This is a genomic window from Nocardia callitridis (assembly GCF_039543305.1).
Classification (GTDB): Bacteria; Actinomycetota; Actinomycetes; order Mycobacteriales; family Mycobacteriaceae; genus Nocardia; species Nocardia callitridis.
On the sequence record NZ_BAABJM010000007.1, the window covers coordinates 81,940 to 102,423 of the forward strand.

Annotated in this window: 18 protein-coding genes and 1 pseudogene; 11 read left to right on the plus strand and 8 right to left on the minus strand. The window is 68.0% G+C overall.

Annotation, left to right across the window (positions count from 1 at the left end; all coding sequences use genetic code 11):
• Positions 1–63 precede the first annotated feature (63 nt).
• Entirely contained in the window at positions 64–1,017 is a 954-nt protein-coding gene (locus tag ABEA50_RS26700) for a sigma-70 family RNA polymerase sigma factor (RefSeq protein ID WP_345498889.1), read from the plus strand.
• Positions 1,018–1,559: 542 nt separating this feature from the next.
• Positions 1,560–2,738: a pyridoxal phosphate-dependent aminotransferase gene (locus ABEA50_RS26705; RefSeq protein WP_345498890.1), complete on the plus strand. Its 1,179-nt coding sequence runs from the start codon at positions 1,560–1,562 to the stop codon at positions 2,736–2,738.
• Positions 2,739–2,757: 19 nt separating this feature from the next.
• On the opposite strand, the gene ABEA50_RS26710 is transcribed toward ABEA50_RS26705, so the two are convergent.
• A complete protein-coding gene (locus tag ABEA50_RS26710) occupies positions 2,758–3,402 on the minus strand; it encodes a LysE family translocator (protein ID WP_345498891.1) in 645 nt (214 codons plus the stop codon).
• Between the two features lie 189 nt (positions 3,403–3,591).
• Here ABEA50_RS26710 and ABEA50_RS26715 point away from each other — a divergent pair, with 189 nt between their 5' ends.
• The 4 genes from ABEA50_RS26715 to ABEA50_RS26730 all read left to right on the plus strand — a co-directional run bounded on the left by ABEA50_RS26715 (position 3,592) and on the right by ABEA50_RS26730 (position 8,158).
• Positions 3,592–5,250, plus strand: coding sequence for a DNA repair helicase XPB (locus tag ABEA50_RS26715; RefSeq protein WP_345498893.1), 1,659 nt, complete (start codon positions 3,592–3,594; stop codon positions 5,248–5,250).
• A 56-nt stretch (positions 5,251–5,306) separates the two neighbouring features.
• The gene (locus ABEA50_RS26720) at positions 5,307–5,975 is read left to right on the plus strand and encodes a DUF3239 domain-containing protein (protein ID WP_345498895.1); all 669 of its coding nucleotides are present in this window, start codon (positions 5,307–5,309) and stop codon (positions 5,973–5,975) included.
• A 55-nt stretch (positions 5,976–6,030) separates the two neighbouring features.
• Entirely contained in the window at positions 6,031–6,669 is a 639-nt protein-coding gene (locus tag ABEA50_RS26725) for a LysE family translocator (RefSeq protein WP_345498896.1), read from the plus strand.
• Between the two features lie 91 nt (positions 6,670–6,760).
• Positions 6,761–8,158: a M1 family metallopeptidase gene (locus ABEA50_RS26730; protein WP_345498897.1), complete on the plus strand. Its 1,398-nt coding sequence runs from the start codon at positions 6,761–6,763 to the stop codon at positions 8,156–8,158.
• Between the two features lie 22 nt (positions 8,159–8,180).
• On the opposite strand, the gene ABEA50_RS26735 is transcribed toward ABEA50_RS26730, so the two are convergent.
• Entirely contained in the window at positions 8,181–9,011 is an 831-nt protein-coding gene (locus tag ABEA50_RS26735; protein WP_345498898.1) for a hypothetical protein, read from the minus strand.
• A 62-nt stretch (positions 9,012–9,073) separates the two neighbouring features.
• Here ABEA50_RS26735 and ABEA50_RS26740 point away from each other — a divergent pair, with 62 nt between their 5' ends.
• Entirely contained in the window at positions 9,074–9,577 is a 504-nt protein-coding gene (locus ABEA50_RS26740; protein WP_345498899.1) for an LppU/SCO3897 family protein, read from the plus strand.
• Between the two features lie 309 nt (positions 9,578–9,886).
• Positions 9,887–10,115, plus strand: a pseudogene (locus ABEA50_RS26745) (M18 family aminopeptidase); the annotation flags it as partial.
• Positions 10,116–10,208: 93 nt separating this feature from the next.
• On the opposite strand, the gene ABEA50_RS26750 reads toward ABEA50_RS26745, so the two are convergent.
• A complete protein-coding gene (locus tag ABEA50_RS26750; RefSeq protein WP_345498900.1) occupies positions 10,209–12,500 on the minus strand; it encodes a helicase-associated domain-containing protein in 2,292 nt (763 codons plus the stop codon).
• A 139-nt stretch (positions 12,501–12,639) separates the two neighbouring features.
• Between ABEA50_RS26750 and ABEA50_RS26755 the strand changes: the two genes are divergently transcribed.
• The gene (locus ABEA50_RS26755; RefSeq protein ID WP_345498901.1) at positions 12,640–12,828 is read left to right on the plus strand and encodes a hypothetical protein; all 189 of its coding nucleotides are present in this window, start codon (positions 12,640–12,642) and stop codon (positions 12,826–12,828) included.
• An 86-nt stretch (positions 12,829–12,914) separates the two neighbouring features.
• Here the strand turns inward: ABEA50_RS26755 and ABEA50_RS26760 are convergent, their stop codons facing one another.
• Together ABEA50_RS26760 and ABEA50_RS26765 are read right to left on the minus strand one after the other, a co-directional pair.
• A complete protein-coding gene (locus ABEA50_RS26760) occupies positions 12,915–13,568 on the minus strand; it encodes a resuscitation-promoting factor Rpf1 domain-containing protein (protein WP_345498902.1) in 654 nt (217 codons plus the stop codon).
• 433 nt (positions 13,569–14,001) lie between these two features.
• On the minus strand, positions 14,002–14,244 hold the full coding sequence (locus ABEA50_RS26765) for a hypothetical protein (protein ID WP_345498903.1): 243 nt from the start codon (positions 14,242–14,244) through the stop codon (positions 14,002–14,004).
• A gap of 213 nt (positions 14,245–14,457) precedes the next feature.
• Here ABEA50_RS26765 and ABEA50_RS26770 point away from each other — a divergent pair, with 213 nt between their 5' ends.
• Positions 14,458–14,883: a cold-shock protein gene (locus ABEA50_RS26770; RefSeq protein ID WP_345499195.1), complete on the plus strand. Its 426-nt coding sequence runs from the start codon at positions 14,458–14,460 to the stop codon at positions 14,881–14,883.
• Between the two features lie 367 nt (positions 14,884–15,250).
• On the opposite strand, the gene ABEA50_RS26775 is transcribed toward ABEA50_RS26770, so the two are convergent.
• Genes ABEA50_RS26775 through ABEA50_RS26785 form a run of 3 tightly spaced genes read right to left on the minus strand, consistent with a single transcriptional unit; the run spans position 15,251 to position 18,593 of the window.
• The gene (locus tag ABEA50_RS26775) at positions 15,251–15,838 is read right to left on the minus strand and encodes a DUF2771 domain-containing protein (RefSeq protein WP_345498904.1); all 588 of its coding nucleotides are present in this window, start codon (positions 15,836–15,838) and stop codon (positions 15,251–15,253) included.
• Positions 15,835–17,751 carry an MFS transporter gene (locus tag ABEA50_RS26780; RefSeq protein WP_345498905.1) on the minus strand — a complete coding sequence of 639 codons (1,917 nt, stop codon included), beginning with the start codon at positions 17,749–17,751 and terminating at the stop codon, positions 15,835–15,837. Before ABEA50_RS26780 ends, ABEA50_RS26775 begins: the two co-directional genes overlap by 4 nt.
• A gap of 53 nt (positions 17,752–17,804) precedes the next feature.
• On the minus strand, positions 17,805–18,593 hold the full coding sequence (locus tag ABEA50_RS26785) for a glutaminyl-peptide cyclotransferase (protein ID WP_345498906.1): 789 nt from the start codon (positions 18,591–18,593) through the stop codon (positions 17,805–17,807).
• Positions 18,594–18,610: 17 nt separating this feature from the next.
• Here ABEA50_RS26785 and ABEA50_RS26790 point away from each other — a divergent pair, with 17 nt between their 5' ends.
• Positions 18,611–20,479, plus strand: a complete 1,869-nt coding sequence (locus tag ABEA50_RS26790; protein ID WP_345498907.1) for a DUF3027 domain-containing protein — start codon at positions 18,611–18,613, stop codon at positions 20,477–20,479.
• The last annotated feature ends 5 nt before the right edge of the window (positions 20,480–20,484 follow it).

Here is a 20,484-nt window from a genome sequence, read left to right on the forward strand (position 1 = left end):
TCGGCGTGTGCGCGACCGGGACCGGGCATCGGGCAGGTCGGTGCGGGGATTAGAGTTGGCCCGATGGTCGCCGCTGTACTGGCCGAGGTGTTCGAATCACACCGGCCGCATCTGCTCTCGGTCGCCTACCGGCTGACGGGTAGCGTCGGCGACGCCGAAGACGCCGTGCAGGAGAGTTGGTTGCGCCTGGCCGGCGCGCATCAGTCCGAGATCGACGATCCACGCGCCTGGTTGACCACCGTGGTGAGCCGCATCTGTCTCGACCATCTGCGCAGCGCCGCCGTGCGCAGGGAGCGTTATGTCGGCCAATGGCTGCCCGAACCGGTGGTGACGCCGTTCGGGCCGTCGAGCACGATCGATCCCCTGGAAGCGGTGGTCCGTAAACAAGAGTGCTCGCTGGCGGCGATGGTGCTGCTCGACACGTTGACGCCGCCACAACGCGTGGCTTTCGTTCTGCACGAAGGTCTTTCGGTGCCGTTCGACGAAATCGCGGATATCCTCGGCATTTCCGCCGCTGCGGCGCGACAGTTGGCGACCCGCGCGCGTAAAGCGGTGGCGCACACCCCGCAACCGGTGCCGAGTACCGAACACGAGGATGTGGTTCGCCGTTTCCTCACCGCGTTGCTCACCGGTGACGTGCAGGCGGTGACCGCTGTGCTGCACCCGGATTCGGTGCTGATCGGCGACGCGAACGGCACCACATCGACGGCGGTCAACGTGCTACACGGCCCGGACCACATTGCCAGGTTCCTGCTCGGTCTCGCCCGCAAATACGGCATCCGCACGGTGGACTCGGACGCCTCCGACGATCTCGCCGCGGCTGTCGGCGACACGATCGACTTCGACTTCGTGTCGGTCAACGGCCGGCTCGGCGTGCTGGTCCGTGCCCGTGGTGAACGGGAAGGGCGGCCGGGGTTCGCGCCGCGGGTGTTCGCGTTCACGGTGCGCGACGGTTCGATCGTGGGCGCCTACGACATCGCCAATCCGGCGAAGTTGCGTGGTGTTCGACTCGGCTGAGTTGTCGACAACGGCAACGTCGGCAGGGGGAGAGCACGCCGATGTGTTGCGGGACGCCGGTATCGCGTTGTCGACGCCTCGACGACGTCGAGGCGCGCGGCGCCGGCACGCTGGCTGAGCGATCCGGCGCGCACTCGGCTGGGTAATCGGGCGTGGTCGTGACGACGACAAGCCCGCGCTGCTCGGTTCGGCGACGACCACATCTGGCGACGGTTCGCCCCGAATGCTCGGTTCGCGTGCGCGGCTGGATCATGTGGACGCCTCCGACATCGCGGATTCGAGACGAAGTCGCGTGGTCCTCCAGTCGGTTGAGCTGTCGTGCCGGTAACGGTCGGCGGACCGGCTCGGGTGAACGGAAGCTGACCGGGCGAATCGGATTCGCCGGACCCGACCGTGATTCGGGGTGCTTGGTGCGTCGCCGATCCGGGCTTTCCGCGCGGTGATCGACCCGTTGTAGCGTGCGTGTGTCGTGCGCGCGTGACCGGGTCTGCGGCCGCATCGGTGGCCGGGAGTCACGGTCAGTACTGGGCTACGCTGCCGATATGTCCTCGCGAGTCCCCACCGTCGCCCGTCTGCGCCCGTTCGCGTCCACGATTTTCGCCGAGATGACCGAGTCCGCGATCGCGCACGACGCGGTGAACCTCGGGCAGGGCTTTCCCGACACCGACGGGCCGGAGGGGATGCTCGCGGTCGCGCGGGCGGCGATCGCCGACGGGCTCAACCAGTATCCGCCGGGGCGCGGTATGCCGGTGCTCCGGCAGGCCATCGCGGCGGACCGGGCGCGCCGCTACGGCACCGAGTACGACCCGGACTCCCAGGTACTCGTCACCGTGGGCGCTACCGAGGCGATCGCCGCGGCGGTGCTCGGACTGGTCGAGCCCGGCGAGGAGGTGGTGCTGATCGAGCCGTACTACGACTCGTACGCGGCGGCCGTCGCGTTGGCTGGTGCCCAGCGTCGCACCGCCCACCTGGTCGCCGACGGCGATCGTTTCGTGCTCGACGTCGACAGTCTGCGCGGCGCGATCACTCCGAAGACCAGGATGGTGATCGTCAACTCACCGCACAATCCCACCGGGACGGTGCTCGGCAGACAGGATCTGCTGCTGATCGCCGAGATCGCCTGTGAGCACGACATTCTCGTGCTCACCGATGAGGTGTACGAGCACCTGGTCTACGACGACAACGAGCACATCAGCCTGGCTACCCTGCCGGGGATGGCCGAGCGGACGGTGGTGGTATCGAGCGCGGCCAAGACCTTCAGCGTCACCGGTTGGAAGACGGGGTGGGCGTGCGGGCCGGCCCCGCTGATCGACGGTGTGCTCGCGGCCAAGCAGTTCCTGACCTTCGTGGCGGGTGGCCCGTTCCAACCCGCCGTGGCACACGGCCTCACCCACGAACTCGAGTGGGTCAGCGGATTGCGAGACGGCCTGTCGAACAAGCGGTTACGGCTGTCGGCCGCGTTGGCCGAAGCGGGGTTGGGTGTGCGCTACAGCGGCGGCGGGTATTTCGTGTGTGCCGACATCACCGGGGTCGGCTCCGTCGACGGGCTCGCGTTCTGTCGCGAGCTGCCGAAGCGGCTCGGGGTGGCGGCGGTGCCGGTCAGCGCTTTCGTCGACCGCACCGAAGAGTGGAATCATCTGGTGCGCTTCGCATTCTGCAAGCGCGACGAGACTTTGGACGAAGGGGTGCGCAGGTTGCGGGCGGGCACTCGGCTCGACTGAGCTGTCCGGTGCCGATCGCTCACGCCGGTGTCGGCCGAGTGCGGTCGGTGGCCAGGAGCACCGCGATGGTGCCGAGCATGGTGCCCATCACGTACCGCTGCGTCCGCAACCACAGTGGTCGTCCGGCCAGGAAGCTCGCGATGCCGCTCGCGCCGAGCACGATCAGCCCGTTGACGGTGAGCGCGACCGCGATCTGCACCGCGCCGAGGCACAGGCTCTGGCGCCATACCGCGCCGTGCTCGGGCGTGACGAACTGCGGGATCAGCGCCATGTACATGATGGCGATCTTCGGGTTGAGCAGGTTCGTCAACAGGCCCATCCCGAAGAGTCGGCGCGGCCGGTCGGCGGGCAGGGCCGAAGGCGTGAACGCCGACACACCGCCGGGACGCAGCGCCTGCCAAGCCAGCCAGGCGAGATATCCGGCACCGGCCAGCTTCACGGCCAGATACAGGCCGGGCACCACCGCGAAGACGGCGGTGATCCCCGCGGTCGCGGCGGCGAGGTAGCAGCCGAAACCGGCGGCGACGCCGCCCAGCGAGATCAGCCCGGCCCGCCGCCCCTGCGAGACGGTGCGTGAGACGAGATACATCATGTTCGGTCCCGGCGTGAGGACCATGCCCAGTGCGGCCGCCATTACTCCGAGCACCGCCGACGTTGCGATCATGGGATTGATCTTCGGCGCGCGTTCGTCGCTTGTCGCGGTCCACTGGGCGGCCGCTGGACCGGTGAGCGCGGCCGTGGACTGTGACCTCGAATACCCGGTGTCGCCCGAACGGCGGTCGGACTTCGACCGGACCGACGTGGTGTCGGTGTGTTCAGGAACAATGGGTCGGAGTCGATACAAGGAGGGACTGTGACCGACGGTCCGCTGATCGTGCAGAGTGACAAGACGCTGCTGTTGGAGGTCGACCACGAGTTGGCCGATACCGCGCGCCAAGCCATCGCGCCGTTCGCCGAGCTGGAACGCGCGCCAGAACATGTGCACACCTATCGCGTCACGCCGCTGGCGTTGTGGAACGCGCGCGCCGCGGGGCACGACGCCGAGCAGGTGGTGGATGCGCTGGTCAACTTCTCCCGCTACGCGGTGCCGCAGCCACTGCTCGTCGACATCGTCGACACCATGGCTCGCTACGGTCGGCTTCAGCTGGTCAAGCATCCGGCGCACGGCTTGACCTTGGTGAGCCTGGATCGCGCGGTGCTGGAAGAAGTGTTGCGGCACAAGAAGATCGCGCCGATGCTCGGCACCCGGCTCGACGACGACACGGTGCAGGTGCATCCGTCCGAGCGCGGTCGGATCAAGCAGATGCTGTTGAAGATCGGCTGGCCCGCCGAGGACCTGGCCGGGTACGTCGACGGCGAAGCGCACGCGATCGAGCTGGACTACACCGACGAGAAGTGGCATCTGCGCGACTATCAGCAGATGGCCACCGACTCGTTCTGGGCGGGCGGCTCCGGCGTGGTGGTGCTTCCCTGTGGTGCTGGCAAGACGATGGTCGGCGCGGCGGCGATGGCGAAGGCGAAGGCGACGACGCTGATCCTGGTCACCAACACCGTCGCGGGACGGCAGTGGCGCAGGGAACTGCTGGCGCGCACCTCGCTCACCGAGGAGGAGATCGGCGAGTACTCGGGTGAGCGCAAGGAGATTCGCCCGGTCACCATCGCGACCTACCAGGTGATCACCCGGCGCAGCAAGGGCGAGTACAAGCACCTGGAGTTGTTCGACAGCAGGGACTGGGGCCTGGTCATCTACGACGAGGTGCACCTGCTGCCCGCGCCGGTGTTCCGGATGACCGCCGACCTCCAGTCGCGTCGTCGCCTCGGCCTCACGGCGACGCTGGTGCGCGAGGACGGCCGCGAGGGCGATGTGTTCTCCCTGATCGGGCCGAAGCGTTACGACGCGCCGTGGAAGGACATCGAGGCACAGGGGTGGATCGCGCCCGCCGACTGTGTCGAGGTGCGGGTAACACTCACCGATGCCGAGCGCATGTCGTACGCGACCGCCGAGCCGGAGGAACGCTACAAGTTGTGTTCGACCGCGCGGACGAAGATCGCCGTCGTGGAATCGATCCTCGCCAGGCATAAGGGGGCGCCGACCTTGGTGATCGGCGCCTACCTCGACCAGTTGGACGAGCTGGGTGCCGCACTGGAGGCCCCGGTGATCCAGGGCTCGACCAAGACCAAGGAACGCGAGGCACTGTTCGACGCGTTCCGGCGTGGTGAGATACCGGTACTCGTGGTGAGCAAAGTTGCCAACTTCTCCATCGATCTGCCCGAGGCCTCGGTCGCGGTGCAGGTTTCGGGTACCTTCGGCTCACGTCAGGAAGAAGCGCAGCGCCTCGGTAGGCTGTTGCGTCCGAAACACGATGGTGGCCAAGCGCATTTCTACTCGGTGGTCGCCAGAGACACGTTGGATGCCGAGTATGCGGCGCATCGTCAGCGTTTTCTGGCCGAACAGGGGTATGCCTATCGCATCACCGACGCCGATGACCTGCTCGGGCCCGCCGTCGGGTAGACCGCCCGGCAAAAAGCGGAGGTAGTTCCTCCACAAAATGTGCTAGGAATGACAACGTGCGACGCTTCGAATTCGCGGTGGACCGCAGGCACGCCCACGCGGTCAACGAAGTCTTCGCCGACCTGCGCCGACTACGCAATATGGCGATCGCCACGACGCTGATCGCGGCGGCCGTCACGGCGTTCCTGGTCTGGCTGGACCACCCATGGGCGTATCTGCTCGCGGTCGCTTTCGCCCTCGGCGCGGTGACCGCGTTGTGGGTGGCGCTGTGGACGCCGCATCGCGCCAGTATCGAAAAGCTTTACGCCGACGGTGAATTGGTGCCCACGGTGGTGGCGAAGGCGGATTCCACCGGCATCGTCCTGCTCGCACTGGTCATCGTGTCCAAGCCGGATGCCGCCGAAGTCCGCTACGCACTCGTCACCAGGAAGGTGCGCGCACTGCCCGGTCATGTGGCTCGCGTGGCGGAGCGGGTGCCCTCGGTCGCGATCCGCAGCGACCGTGCGCCGCGTCCGGTGGGCGACCGCTTTCTGGCGGTCAGTGTGATGCCGATCGCGTGGGGGACCAGGGACTCCTCGGTCATCGAACGGGCGAGGACCGTGATCGTCGACGCCGAATGGCAGCTACTCACCGACAATCTCGACCTCGCCGACAAGGTGCACAGCGCCTCGGCCAAGCGACTGTTGCTCGACCCGCACCAACTGCCCGACGAACTGGGGTTCTGAAGCAGGCACGCGGTGATATCTCGAATTCGGTTGTGCCGCCGAATAAGCTGGATGAATGGTTCCGACATCCAATCTGTTGGCCTTCATGGCGGCGGCCACAATCCTCATCGTGGTGCCAGGGCCCGGCGTGCTGTTCACGATCGGAAGGGCACTGGCTCTGGGTAAGCGGGCCGCGCTGGTGTCGGTGATCGGGCATTCGATCGGGGTCTTCGTGGTCCTGCTCTTGGTGTCGGTGGGGTTGGGCACCTTGCTCATGGCCTCGGCGTTGGTTCTGGCTTCGGTGAAGATCGCGGGCGCGTTGTACCTGGTTTACCTCGGGATTCAGGCCTTTCGGGACCGCAAGTCGCTACGGTCGGCCCTCGGTGCCGAGATGCCGTCCACGCCGAGTGCGCGCGTGCTCGGTCAGAGCGTGGTCGTCGGGGTCACGAATCCGAAGGCGATCGTCTTCTTCGTGGCGATTCTGCCGAACTTCGTTGACACCGCATCCGGCGCGCTGCCGCTGCAAATGTTCATCCTCGGATCGGTGTTCCTGATGATCGCCCTGATTTCCGACACCGCATGGGCCTTGCTCGCCGCTTCCGCACGGGGCTGGTTCGCGCGGTCGCCGCGCAGGCTGGAACTGGTTGGTGGGGCAGGCGGGATCATGATCGTCGGACTGGGCGCGTCGGTGGCGTTGTCCGGTAGCCGCGACTGAAGCGGTTACCATCCACCGAGGTTCGTGCCGGAAGTTGCCGCGGTGGAAGGGGTGTGGTCGTCGAATGAGGTTGTCCGGCTGGAGATATGCGGTGGTAGCCGGGGTGATGGTCGCTGCGGCGACCGGGCCTGCGGGTGCGGACCCGCTACCGGCCGACCCGCTACCGGCCGACCCGCTCGTCGGCGCGCCGGGGCTCGGCGACCCCTACTATCCGCTCGATGGCAACGGTGGCTACGACGCGCGCCATTACGACGTCGCCATCGACTACGACCCGCCGACGCACCAACTCATCGGCACCGCCACGATCGACGCCGTGGCCACCCAGGCATTGCGAGCGTTCAACCTCGACTACGCGGGTCCCGAGGTTCAGGACGTCTCGGTGAACAACGCCCCGGCCACCTTCGACCGCAATGGCGAGCACGAGCTCACCGTGACGCCGATGTTGCCCCTGCTGCCTGGCCTTCCGTTCACCGTCACGGTGCGCTACGCGGGACCGGCGGGTGCCGAAGACGGTGACGGCTGGACCATCGCGCCCAGCGGCGGCGCGTTCGTCGCGGGGGAGCCGCACTCGGCCACCAGTTGGTACCCGCTCAACGACACACCGCTGGACAAGGCCACCTTCACGGTGCACACCACCGTCCCCGCCGAGTGGGAGGTGATCGCCAACGGCATCCGCACCGGCGATGTCGTGCAGGACGATCGGCGCACGGCGACCTGGGAGACCAGGCAGCCGACGATCGGCTATCTGACCACGGTGGCCATCGACCGGTTCAGTTTTCTCGAGCAACAGCGCGCGGATGGAACACCCGTGGTGAGCGCGTTCGCTCCCGAAGCCGAACGCAACCGGGAGACCGAACAGCGGTTGCCGGAGATCCTGGATTTCATCGAATCGCTGTACGGCCCTTACCCGTTCGATGCGGCGGGTGGAATTTACGTGGACGCCGACCTGAATTTCTCGCTGGAGACCCAGACCAGGCCGATCTACGCGCCGTGGGCCGACCTGCCGACCGTGGTGCACGAGATCGCCCACCAGTGGTGGGGTGATTCGGTGTCGTTGCGGCAATGGTCGGATGTGTGTCTGAACGAATGCTTCGCCAGCTACACCGCCGATTATCTGTGGCCGGAGCGCAAAGACGGCGAAGATGTGGACGCAACCTATCGTCGCACCATTCAGAAATATCGTGACGATCCGGAGTTCTGGGATATCGCACTGGAAAACCCCGGTGCCGGAAACGAATTCACCTCCGTGTACTACCGGGGGCCATTGTTTCTGCACGCGCTGCGTAACACGCTCGGCGACGACGTATTCTTCGCGGCCGTCCGCGAATTCAATGCCGCGCACGCCTACGGTAATGCGTCGATGCCGGAGTTTCGGACCTTCATGCAATCGAAGACCGGCACGGATCTGAGTGGTTTCTTCGCATCGTGGTTGGATTCCACCACGATTCCATCCGATGAGTTCCTGTATCCGGGGGCGTTGCGCGCGTAACGAGAACCGGTGCGGGGAAAGGCTATTCGTCGCCGACTCGAGTTCGCGCATGCTCGACCGCTCGTTGGGCGCGCTCGAGCGTCTGCTGAGCCGACCGCGCGCGGGTGCGTGCGTCGAGTTCGGTGCTGTGTGCGAACTTGCGTTCCTGCTCGGCGTGCGTGAGCTCCTCGCGCAGGGTGCTGATTCTGGAGTCTATGTCGGACAAGGAATTTCGGGCATCGGCCAGGGCATCCTCGGCGACATCGTGTGCGGTGCTCGCGGATTCGAGTTCGGATTCGGCCTGTTCCAGCTCCCGGCGCGCATCGGAATCGTCGCCGTTAGCCGCGTCTTCGGTGTCTTCGGGTTCGGCGGCGGGCACCACTCGCATCGTGGGGTCGGCGTTCGGCCCGAAGCCCTCGTAGGTCTGCGCGGTCGCCAACGTGCCGGTGCGCACCTGTTCGGCGATCGCGGGATCGGCCAGTGCCGCGGTCAAGGTCTGCGCGACCGCGCGGGCGACCGCCTCTCCGACGGGTTTGCCGTGCTCCTCGGCAAGCCCGCACGCCTTCGCCCCCAGCGCCGCCACCACCTGCTGGCGCTGCGCGGTGAGCGCGCGCAATTGCTCGCCCGACAGCTGTCGCTGCGCGGTGCGTAAGGCCTCGCCCAGTTGGAGCAGCGAGTCCACTTCGTCGGGTGCCTCGCGGGCGAGCAGATTTGCTGTCCACGCCGCCACGGTGGGTTTACGCAGCTTGCCGACGGCGGTGGCGAGTTGCTTGTCACCGGCCTTGCGTGCGGCCGCGACGGCCGACCCGCGTGCGGCGACGAACTCGCCGGGAGCGCGCGCGTACAAGTCGGCGGCGACCTCTTCGAGGGTCATACCGACCAGGGTATTCTCACCGCGTTCGCGTGCGTGAACATGTTCGGCAAGAGAGGTTTTCAGTGAAGAATTCAACGGTGGGGTTGCTGGCGCGGATCGGGCTCGCCCTCCTCGCGGTGGTCGCCATGGTGGCCACGATGACGGGGTGTTCGTCCGAGGACGGCGAGGCGGCGGGGGCCGGGGTCGGCGAATGCTTCGCGGCACTGCCTGGCACTGACGCATCGACCATCGACTGCTCCGACCAGAAGGCCGTCTACAAGGTCGCGCAGTCCTCGGAATCCGAGACCACCTGCGCCACGGACTACACCGCCGCCGAGCGCAAGACCGGCGACAGCACCGCCTACCTGTGCCTCGTACCGAACTTCCACCAGGACGGCTGCTACAGCGACACCGGACAGACCGGCTACCAGTCGGTCGACTGCGCCGCGCCCGAAGCGTCGTTCCGCGTACTCCAGCGCATCGACGGCGAAGCCGACGAACTGCTCTGCGGCGCCGACGCGACCGGTTTCCGCGTCGTCACCGACGACCCCAAGGTGACCTTCTGCACCGGAGCCGCCAAACCCTGAGTATTTGTTCGTCGTAGCACCGGCAGGCCGAATAGCGCAGACGAAAGGGCGGGGGTCGCCTCGGATCGTGGCGCCCCGGGTGCGGTACGCGCGACCGATTCGAGTGGCGCCGACGGGGTTGCCGATGCGGTAGCGCTTAGCACGATTCCCGTCACGATGTCGCGGTCGAGCCCGGCCGCCTGTGCCGGGACCCGGTCATGCCTTCGGCAGCGGGGAGGGCGGTAGCAGGTGCGCCGAGGTTCGGCGCTGCGGTGTTTGTCTGATTCTCGCGATGCCGTCCAGCACGCTGGGGCGGCGTGGTGCTGGTGGCAATACCCGGACCTGGCGGTCGCCGGGTGGCAACTGGTCGGGTTGGAGCCGTACGACGGCGCGTTGCTGAATTCCTGACCCGATCCTGCGGGTGCCGCAGCTGGCGATTCACCTGTCGGAGGATCGTCGCGGCGTCACCCTCGACCCGCAGCGGCATGTGAACGCGGTGTGGGGTGTCGGCAGGGAGCCGCGCTCGTTCCTCGGTTTCGTCGTCGAACACGCGAAGGTGGAGCGTGTTCGGGCCCGGTTCGCCGGGAGCGGCTGCGGTCGTCGAGGAGCCGCAGGGCGCGCTACCTGGCGGTCGGGTACCAACAAGCCGAGATCACTCCAACAGGGCGACCGACGCGATCCGGTGCAGGGTGAAGTGCCGGACCGTACCGGTCACCGGGTCGAGCGCGTCCAACTGGCCGTTGCCCACCTGCACCGGCTCCACCACACGCTGCATCGCGACACCCTTGTCGTCGACGTAGCCGATATTGACCGATCGGCGCACCCGCGCCGCCAGTTGCAGCAGGGCCAGGGTGGCTGCCGTGTTGTTGCGGGTGCCGTCGGCGCGCACCGACTGGCCGGAGCGCGCGCTCGCGGCACGATCACCCGCCCGCAGCTCGGCGACGAGCGAGGTCAGCTGTTCGGTATTGGGCGCAGACGGCCGGTAGGGACGTCTGGCGTTGAGCCGAGCCGAGATTCGCGCGCCGCGTGGGCGCAGGTCGACGATGGTGCCCGAGGCGTTCTCGCCAGCGGGCGCGAAGCCCGCCGCGCGCAGCTGGGCGAGTACCTCGCCGAGTGGCGCCTGCGCGATGGCCACGGTCGGCGCGATCGCGCGCAACGCGAGTGTCTCGGCGACCGGTGCCGCGAGCACCTGGGCGAGCAAGGTGGGATCGTCGCTGCGCAGGAAGGCCTGCGCCATCCCGGCACGCAACTGGCCGTGCCTGCGTGCGACGTCATCGATCAGATAGGTCAGCCCCTGCGGGATCGGGGTCCGCGAGTGCTTGGCGAACAACGTGTGCAGCTCCGAGGCGGTCAACCCCGCGTCGAGTGCACGTCGCACCGACGCATCACCCACCCGATACACCGTTGCCGCACCGGCGGATTCGACATCGGCCACCAACTCGACACTGCGTTGCAGATTCGCGGTGAGCGGTCCCGGCGCGATCACGGTGAGATCGGCCTGCACCAGCACGTGGTCGACCGGCTCCGGCAGCGCCTGCTCCATCGCCGCCTCGGCGTCGGCCGCGCTGGAGCTCGCGTCGTGCAGCAGCGCACGCGCCGCCGAACCGAGCGCACCGCGTCCCACCAATCCGAGCGCCGCCGCCTCGGTGAGCGTGTGTTCCACCGCCTCGATACGAAAGTGTCTGCGCCAGCGGGGTTGTCGCCACGCGAGCAGTCGACTCAGGTCGCCGGGTTCCAGGGCCGTGCCCGTCGGGAATTCGGCGAGCAACCCCAGCACCGCGCGCCGATCGCGCGCCGCGTGCGGATTACGCAGCTCCACCGACAAGGCCGCCAGCGGCTTGTCGTTGGGGTCGCGCATGCCGATCATCCACGGCATCCGGTCCAGGTCGAGCCACGCGGCGGCGAGCACCACCCAGCGTCGTGCCAGCGGTGCCTCCAGCCAGGCGTCGACTGCGGTGGTCGGTGCCCAATAGTCGTCGGTGGACTCGTATTCCGGTGCTGGCTCCGGGGTCCCCTTCTCCAGCAGTTTCGCCGCGGCGAGCAACTCGACGAGCAAGCCGATCCTCGGCTCGTCGATTCCGGTCTGCTTCGCGACTCGGCGCAGCTCCCGGACGCCGAGGCCACCGGCACGCAGGGCGGGGGCCGGCGTCTGGCCGAGCGCGTCGAGCACGGCGCCGCAGTGGCGAAGCAGCTCGCCGACCTCACCCGCGGTGGTCGAATTCACGTCGGCCGCCGTGCGCTTACGCGTGGGCGGCGTGGGTGGTGTGAGCGCGTGCGGGTGCGTCACCGGCTCGCCGCGCAGGATCTGACCAACGGTGACAGGCAATTCCACCGTCTCGTCGTCGATGCGGTGCAGCAGCCGCACCCTCAGTAGGCGTTGGACCGGCCGGTCGGCGGGGGTGCCGGGCGCGGCGTCCCTGGTGCGACCGCGCGGGCCGGTTTCGGCCAACTTGCCGAGCAGGCCGCGTTCGGCGCTCGACAGCCCTTCGAGCGCGTCGCGGACCTCGGGCTCGGTGAGCGCGTCCGGGATCTCGGTGGTGCTGCCGATGGGCCACGGCAGGGCCTCGATGGCGGCGGCCACCGAACGCAGGGCGTCGCCGTCGGTCCACACCAGCGCGCGGTCGGTCAGACGGGTCAGCGCGGCGTCGACGGTGGCGGCCCGCACCCGATCGTGCAATTGCTCGTGCAGCTGTGCGCGACCGAGGGGCGTGTCGTCGGTGCGCGTCACGGTGTGCGCGGCAAGGGATTCCAGAATCGCGAATTCCAGCGTGGTGAGGTCGTCGGTGGCGCGCAATACCGAGGCGCGCTGTTCGGCGCGCGCCGCGAGCACCGTCATCGAAGACGGCAGCGGCACAGCCAGATCGGGCCGGAGTTCGAGCAGCGTCACCAACTGGGCATCACTACGGGCACCGAGCCATCCGGAAAGGGAGTCGGTCGCGATCATCGAACACAGACTACGGTGCCGCGACCGTGGTGTGCCGGGGACCGTTCGAGGTTGCGGCGAAAAGACCACCGCACACCCACGACGACGCGGTGTCGTCGGCGCCGTTCCTGGTGGGGATCATTCATGCCAGAATGGGGACGTGGTGAACAAATCGAAGAAACCTTATGTCGACAATGGCTGGCCGCAGGTGGCCGAGGGCGATCACGCGGTGACCGAACTGTCGTCGACGCGTTCGGGAAACCTTTCGCCCTACGGTGAGGAAACCGAGTTTCCGCTGCCCGCCGAGGAATTGCCGTACCTGCATCCGAAAACAGTGGTCAACCCCTGACCCGAAATCGGTGTCGAGAAATCGAAGAAGGCCCCGCATCGAAATGATGCGGGGCCTTCTTCGTGAACGATGCGTGGCGAGACGGATCAGGAGGGCAGCAGACCCTTGTTCGCCTGGTAGAAGTTCGAGATCGCGGGGTCGACGTTGCCGTTGGCCTTGGCCGCGTTGAAGAAGTCGAGCGCTTCCTGCGGGATCGTCACGCCCTGGCCCTGCACGACCTCGATCGCGCGGTCGACAGCGGAGAAGACCTGCTTGCTGGACTCCTGCTGGTCGACCTGGGTGCTCTCGGAGCCCTGGGCGGCCTGTGCCTGCGGAGCGGGGTTCCAGTGCTGCTGCGGCTGCGGCTCGGCGGGCACGTCGCGCTCGGAGGGTGCGCTGCTCAGCCCGAGTGAGCTGGAGCAGGAGGGCCATGCGCCCCAGCCCTGCGAGGCGAGAACCTTCTCCGCGACGCTGATCTGCTGTTCGCGGGTGGCCTGGTTGGCGGTGGCCGCGTACTGGTCGCCGCCGTGGGCGGTCCAGGTGCTCGGCGAGAACTGCAGTCCGCCTTGGAAACCGTTGCCCGTGTTGATGCCCCAGTTACCGCCTGCCTCACACTGCGCGAGGCTGTCCCAGTCGGAGTCGGGTGCCGCGCTGGCGTTGCCTGCGAGGGCGATACCGGCAGTGCTGAAGATTGCGCCGGTGACGGCAACCTTGGCTACCGTGCGCCCGGTGGAGCTTGGCTTGCGATGGCGTCCACTCATATCGGGTTCGTCTTCCTCTCGTGCACCTGCGAGGTCTGCTTGGTCGGTTCGGACTGAGAGGTCGTCCGGTCCGTCCTGCCCTCGCCCCTACGTTTGGCGTCGGGGTTCCGGTATCCGCGGGGCGAGGTTCGGTGCTGCGGGCCGGTGGTAGCCGGTTGTCCCGGCTGGAATAGACCGTACGACGATCCGCGCGAAAAATCACTATTTGGTAACCGGCGTGTACGGACGGGTCTCGGTGCTATATCGACGCCGTTGTGAGAGCTTCGTCGCAGCTCGAAGGGTCGCGGTCGAGTCGGGTGGGGAGGGCGCCGGGTCCGTGACCTTCCCGTAATGTGACCAGGATCACATTATTGATTTGTTTACCGATCATGCCGCGCATTCGGGCTCCGATCGGGTCCCTTTTGTGAGCTTCACGCTGGTCACGGCGCGTTGATCAGCGCGATCGACGCCCCGACCGCAGCGCGTACACCACCGCCAGCAGCAGACCGACCGGCGTGAGCATCGCGCACAAATACAGCCACAAACCCGGCGACCCATCGGTCAGTATCGGTGTCAGGAAGATCGCGACGATCGCGACGAGTCCCGCCGCGAAGAAGCAGAGCGCCAGCTGTAGTAACCAGTTCCCCGAATTCCTGGGCGCGCCACCGGATGGCGTCGGAGCGGAAGGGTTCGTCATCGTCCGACCGTAAAACCGAGGTGCCTGGGCGATTCGCACCGGGGTAGACTGGATTGTAGATCGCGTCCCGCAGTCAGTGCTGGGCGCGTTCTTTCGCAAACTGGCAGAACCTGTTTCGCGACGCGGCGAATCGTCGACGCGTCGCCGAGCGGGTCGCAACTGATGTACTCGTGCCATCGTGGCCCGAGTTTCGATGACGAACGGGTGAGCGCAGTGCCGACCGGCAAGGTGAAGTGGTACGACGTCGAGAAGGGCTTCGGCTTCCTTTCCCAAGACGAGGGTGAGGATGTCTACGTGCGCTCGTCCGCGCTGCCCGACGGCGTCGAGGGGCTGAAGCCCGGCCAGCGCGTCGAGTTCGGGATGGCCGCCGGTCGTCGCGGACCGCAGGCGCTGAGCCTGAAACTGGTCGAGGCACCGCCCTCGGTCCGCCAGGGCCAGGAGCGTGAGCGCAACGCGCGCAGGGAACCCGTGGTGCGTCGGCACAGCGCCGACGAGCTGCACGGGATGGTCGAGGACATGATCACCCTGCTCGAGGCGAAGGTGCAGCCGGATCTGCGCAAGGGCAAGTACCCCGATCGCAAGACCGCGCAGCGTATCTCCGAGGTGGTGCGCGCGGTCGCCCGCGAACTCGACCACTGAGTCACTCCGACCGCGGAGTCACTCGACGCCGAGCAGCGCTGGCGCGGCTGGGCCCGAAACGTTGACAGCGAAGTGCCCCTGGCCGGGAAGACGGCCAGGGGCACTTCTGCGTCCATCGGCGATTGTCGTGCCGTCGACACGACGACCAGCCGGGGGCTCACCGTCTCCGCTTCTCCTCCGCGCGTGAGCGGCCCGGTCAGGTTGCCCAGCGGCGGACGCACCACCTCGATCCTGCTCTCCGCGGACGGGCGGCCAAGGCTGCGACCACGCGGCATCGACGCGGGTGGTTCCTGCGTGTCGAAGTCGGCGACGAGGACACGGTGCCGCCCGCGATTCGGGTGCTGGGCACCAGCCGCCAGCGATACGACTACTGCGCGGTGCTGATCGACCACGCCGCGTGCGGCGGGTAGAACTCCTGGCCGGTCTCGTCGCGAGCCAGAATCGGCAGTCGCACCTCGACACCCACCAGCCGCAGATCCGGTTCCGGGCGCGAGTCGATGGTCAGGGCGAGCGTCTCGCCGGGGCCGTCCTCGCGGCTGAGTACGCGGGCCACAGTGTCGCCGCTTGCCGTCTCGTAGACCGCCTGCGCGATCCACGGCGCGTCCGCGATCTGTTTGGGCAACGACAGCTGCAACGGGTACCCGGCGGGCACGTCGAGCCGCGCGGTGCGCCCGCGATGACAGTCCGACGCGTCCTGCGCACAGGACAATTCGCCGAAGATGGTGCCGGTGGCCTCGTCACCCTCGGGCAGGATGCGGCACTCACGCATCGAGACATCGCAGTATCCGAAGGGTGCGACGTCGATCGTCTTGCCGTGCGCGTACGCGGTGATCATCACGTCCGGCTCGTCGGCGCGGTTGATCAACACCGCCAAGACGCCGACGAACGCGACGGTGACTACGAGCAGGCCCGCCGCGAGCAGAGCGACGATCTTGCGTGCGTTGAGCTTGCTCACCAGAGGGGATCTCCTGTGCCTCGTTGGATGCGTTTGGTGGAAAGGGGGTTGGCTTGCCGCGTCGGCGCGTCGTCGGCGGAGGCTCGCGGCGCAGTCGGCTCCCCGGACGCTGCCGTAGCGGGCGAGGGCGGAACCTGGATGGGGCGAGTGACCTCCTGCTCCGCGTGCTGCGGGCGATTGCCACCGAAACCCGGCAGTAGCGAATGGCCACGATAGCTCACGAAGGTCTGCGCCAACCCGAGCGTGACCACCGCCGTGACCACGGCGAATCCCTTCCAATAGTCCGTCGGCAGCAGTACACCCGCCGAGCCGCCGATCACCCAGCTCAGTTGCAGCACCGTTTCCGAACGGCCGAAGCCCGACGCGATCGACTCGGGCGGAAGGTCGTCCTGGATCGAGGCGTCCAACGACACCTTCGCCAACGCGCTGGTGGCCGAGGCGACCAGCGCGGCGAGCGCGGCGCCGAACAAGTTGTCGGTGATCGTCGCGACCAGTGCCACCGCCGCACATGCCGCGGTGCAGCCGAGCACCATCAGCGATGGCTTGCCCAGTTTGAGTCGCGCGCCCGTCGCGTTGCCCGCGAAGTTGCCGATCGCGGCCGCCGCGCCGACGATGCCGAGCATCGTCGCCTGCTGCACGGGCCGATGCTCGGTGGCCTTCGCGACGAAGGCGACATAGAACATGAGGAACCCGGTCAAAACCCGGATGGCACCGTTGCCCCACAACCCGGTGACCACGGCGCGGCCCAGCGGCTGCCTGCGTTTGCGCGGTGGCACCGCGGTGGCACCGGAGTCCTTCGCGCCCTTGCCGCCGCGTTTCTTACGGGTATCGATCAGTTGGGTGTTGGGGTCGTCGCCGTGATAGCTCAACGTCGCGGGAACCTCGCCCTCGGTGACCTCGACCCAGGACGGGATGCGCAGGCTCAAATAGGTGCCCGCGCACGCGATCAGCATGGCGAAGACCAACGCGCCGTTGGAGTCGGCGATCGCGGCGGCGATCCCGGCGATCGCACCGGCGCCGAGCGTTCCACCGACCAGGCCGAACACGGTCAGCCGAGAATTGGTGCGCACCAGGTCGATATCCGGTGGCAGCACCCTCGGGGTCACCGCGCTCTTGAGGACGGCGAACGACTTGCTGCCGATCATCATGCACAGCGCGAGCGGATACAGCGCCCAACTGTCGAACTCCAGAATCAGCAACACCACCACCACCGCGCGCAGCGCGAACGAGGTGGCCAGCGCCATCCTTCGACCCCGCTGCAACCTGTCCAGCAGAGGCCCGATCAGCGGGGCGATCACCGCGAACGGCGCGATCGTGATCAACAAGTACAGCGCGACCTTGGTCTTGCTCTCCGCCGAGGCGCTCGCGAAGAACAAGGTATTGGCCAAGGCGACGGCGATGGCCGCGTCCAACGCGAAGTTCGTCATCGTCGCGTAGGTGAGGGCGGTGAGCCCCGACTTGTCGGCGCCGTCGGCCTTGGCCGCGCGCTGGAAGGTCGCGAAACCCTTTTCAGTGAGTTGGCGACCCCGCATGGCGGCGACCCGGGTGACGGTCAGTTTGCGGGGGACCCGATTGGTGCCGACCTCGGTCGCGTGCGGCGCGGCTTCGCCGTGCTTGGTGGGTGTTTCGGGGGAGTCGACGGGTGCGTCGGCGTCGGAATGACCGGTGTCCGCGACGGCGCGCGGGGCGCCGGTCTCGACTCGCGGGTTCTCGTCGCCGGGTAGCGGCCTGGTCGCGGGCGACGGCCGAGGTTCGCGATCGTGGTCGGCTCCCAGCGGGGGAAGCGGGCCGCGCCGGGTCGGGGTGTTCGGCGGCGGGTACCGGTCGAAACCGGGATGCCGCTCGCTCGTTCGGTGCTCCTCGCCTTCCCACCGATCACGGTCGGGACCCGAAGGCTCGCGAGGAGTAGTCACAGACCAATTCTGTCGTACTTCGTTCCTTCGGGGTCCTCGGGTTCACCGAACGCTCAGGCAGGCACGAAGCGGACCTCGAACATCTTCGGCCAGTATTTGCCGGTCAGCAGGAAACGATCGGTGCCGGGGATCTGGGCGATGCCGTTGAGTACGTCGGTGCCCTGGCGTTCGGCGGGCGTGAGGAGGCCGCGCGCGTCGATGACGGCGAGCACGGCACCGGACTCGGGGTCGATACGCAGGATGGTTTCGGTCGGCCAGTCGTTGGCGTACACGGAACCGTCTTCGGCGCAGTCGAGTTCGTTGAGGCGTGCGCCCTGATGGCTGGTGAGCGTGACCGACCCGGTGGGCGCGAAGCTGACGGGGTCGCGGAAGGTCAGGGTGTCGGTGCCATTGCTCATCACCAGGCTCGCACCCCTGGTGCACAGCCCCCAGCCCTCGCCGTCGAACGCGACGCGGCGGCGCTCGGCGAGGGTGATCGGATCGCGGGCGATGGCCACGTGGTTCTGCCACGTCAGTTGCCACAGGGTGCCCTGCGCGGAGGTGACGCCTTCGCCGAAATACGGCGCGGGTAGCTCCGCCCTTGCCAGCGGTGCGTTCGGCTCGGTCGGTTCGGCGCGAAACGACGACGCGCCGACGCTCGACTCGCCGGACATTCCGGTTCCTTCGTAGAGCACGTCACCGACGATCTCGAGGCCTTCGGTGAACGCGTTCGTGTCGTGTGGCCTGGTGGTTATCACTTGAACTGTCATTCGCGGCGTGGTGTCTTCGGGTGCCGCGCATCCACCGGAAAACGGCAGACCGACCAGGACTGCGACGGCCAGCCAACGGCGAGTGCGCTCCATACGGCAAAATGTAGGCCGTGAGCGCAGCTTCTGTTTCGGACCCCGGCGTCAGGCCGCTTCTGGCCGACGCCGTAGACCTGGCCCGCGGTGCGCTCGTCGAGCTGGAACCGTCGGCTGTCGGTGCACACCTCGGCGTCGCCTTCGAGAACGAGACCGCGGCGACCCACCGCTTCGAGGCCACCCTGCCCGGCTATCGCGGCTGGCAATGGGCGGTTGTCGTGGCGGCGGCGCCGGAGGCCGGATACGCGACGGTGAGTGAGTCGGCCCTGTTGCCGGGCCCCGACGCGCTGGTCGCTCCGGCATTCGTGCCGTGGGAGCAGCGGGTGCGTCCCGGTGATCTGGCACCCGGCGACCTGCTCGCACCGCCTACCGACGACCCTCGGCTGGCGCCGGGCTATGTCGCGACCGGGGACCCGGTGGTCGACGAGGTCGGCTACGACGTCGGTCTCGGCCGCAGCCAGGTGCTCAGCAGAGAGGGGCGCGAGGACGCGGCCGAGCGCTGGTACACCGAGTTCGGCCCCGATACCGAGATGGCGAAGGCGGCCCCCTCCACCTGTGGGCTCTGCGGTTTCTTCGTCCCGCTCGCCGGTGCCCTGCGCGCTGCCTTCGGCGTGTGCGGCAACGCGATGGGCGCGGACGGCCACGTGGTGCACAACGCCTACGGCTGCGGCGCACACTCCGACACCGCCGCCCCGAGCGGCGGCGGCTCGCCGATCTACGAGGCCTACGACGACGCCGCCTTCGACGTGGTCGAGGTACGTGGGTCGCGCAGGAGCGCGGCCACGGGAACCGACGCGCCGGACTCGAACGCGTCCGTTGTCGAGTCGACCGGTGCGGAATCGGTGACCGCCGAGACGCCGAGCGCTGAGACAGCGAGCTCCAGGGCGATCGAGGGCGCATCGGCCCCCGAGTCCGCCGGTGGCGAGGCTCCGGGTACCGCGGGGACGGAGCCGTCCCTCGAAGACGCGCCGAGTTCCCCAGCGACGCAGAACCATGGTGCGCCCGCTGACCCCGCCGGTGCGTCGTCGGCGGTTCTCGCCACGAACGCCGAATCCTCGGTCGAGGAGGCATCCGGTTCGGGGTCATCACCCGGTAGCGCGTCGAGTGCCGCTGAGGGGTCGGGTGCTGATTCGAGTTCGGCTACGGCTGAGGGCATCGGGGTTTCCTCGGGTTCCGCTGGTGCGTTGTCGGCGGGTTCCGCGGCGGATGCTGAGTCCTCGGGTGTCGAGGCGCATGGTGTGGGTTCCTCGGTTAGCGGCGGGTCGAGTGCCGCCGAGGTTTCCGGCGCTGATTCGAGCTCGGCTGTCGCTGAGACCACAAGCGCGCCTGTGCACTCCGCTGGATCGGACGTCGGTGGTGCGTCGGTCGATGACGCTTCGGGCGCCACCGCCGAGCCGGACACCCGACCTGAGGGCCTGGGAGCGGCCAACGGGGTGACCGACCCCGAGTCGGATCGGGATCGCAACGTTTCCGCCACCGCGCCAACGGATTTTGTCGGCGAACGCGCCGCAGCGCCCGACCTGGCCGCCACGCGATGGCCCTCCGACGCCGACCGCGCGCCGACCTCGAAAGCCGACGCGGGTGATCCTGCTCCCGGGGATGCGACACCCGCCACGTCCGAGAACGCTTCCGGCCCTGCGGATATCGACACCGATCCACTGCATGCCGGTCTGGCGGCCGGAGCTGTGACGCCCGAGATCGGCGCGGAAGCAACACCTTCGGCCGATGTGGGTGTGTCGGAATCGGTTTCGGCTGGGCCGCCCGATCCGGGCGCATCGGGCGAGGAGGTGTCGCCACCGGTTTCGGACGAATCGGCCGATGCGGGCGAGGCCGCGGAGTCGGATTCCGGATCCTGGCCGGAGTTCGAGTCATCGCCGCGGAACTGACCGGT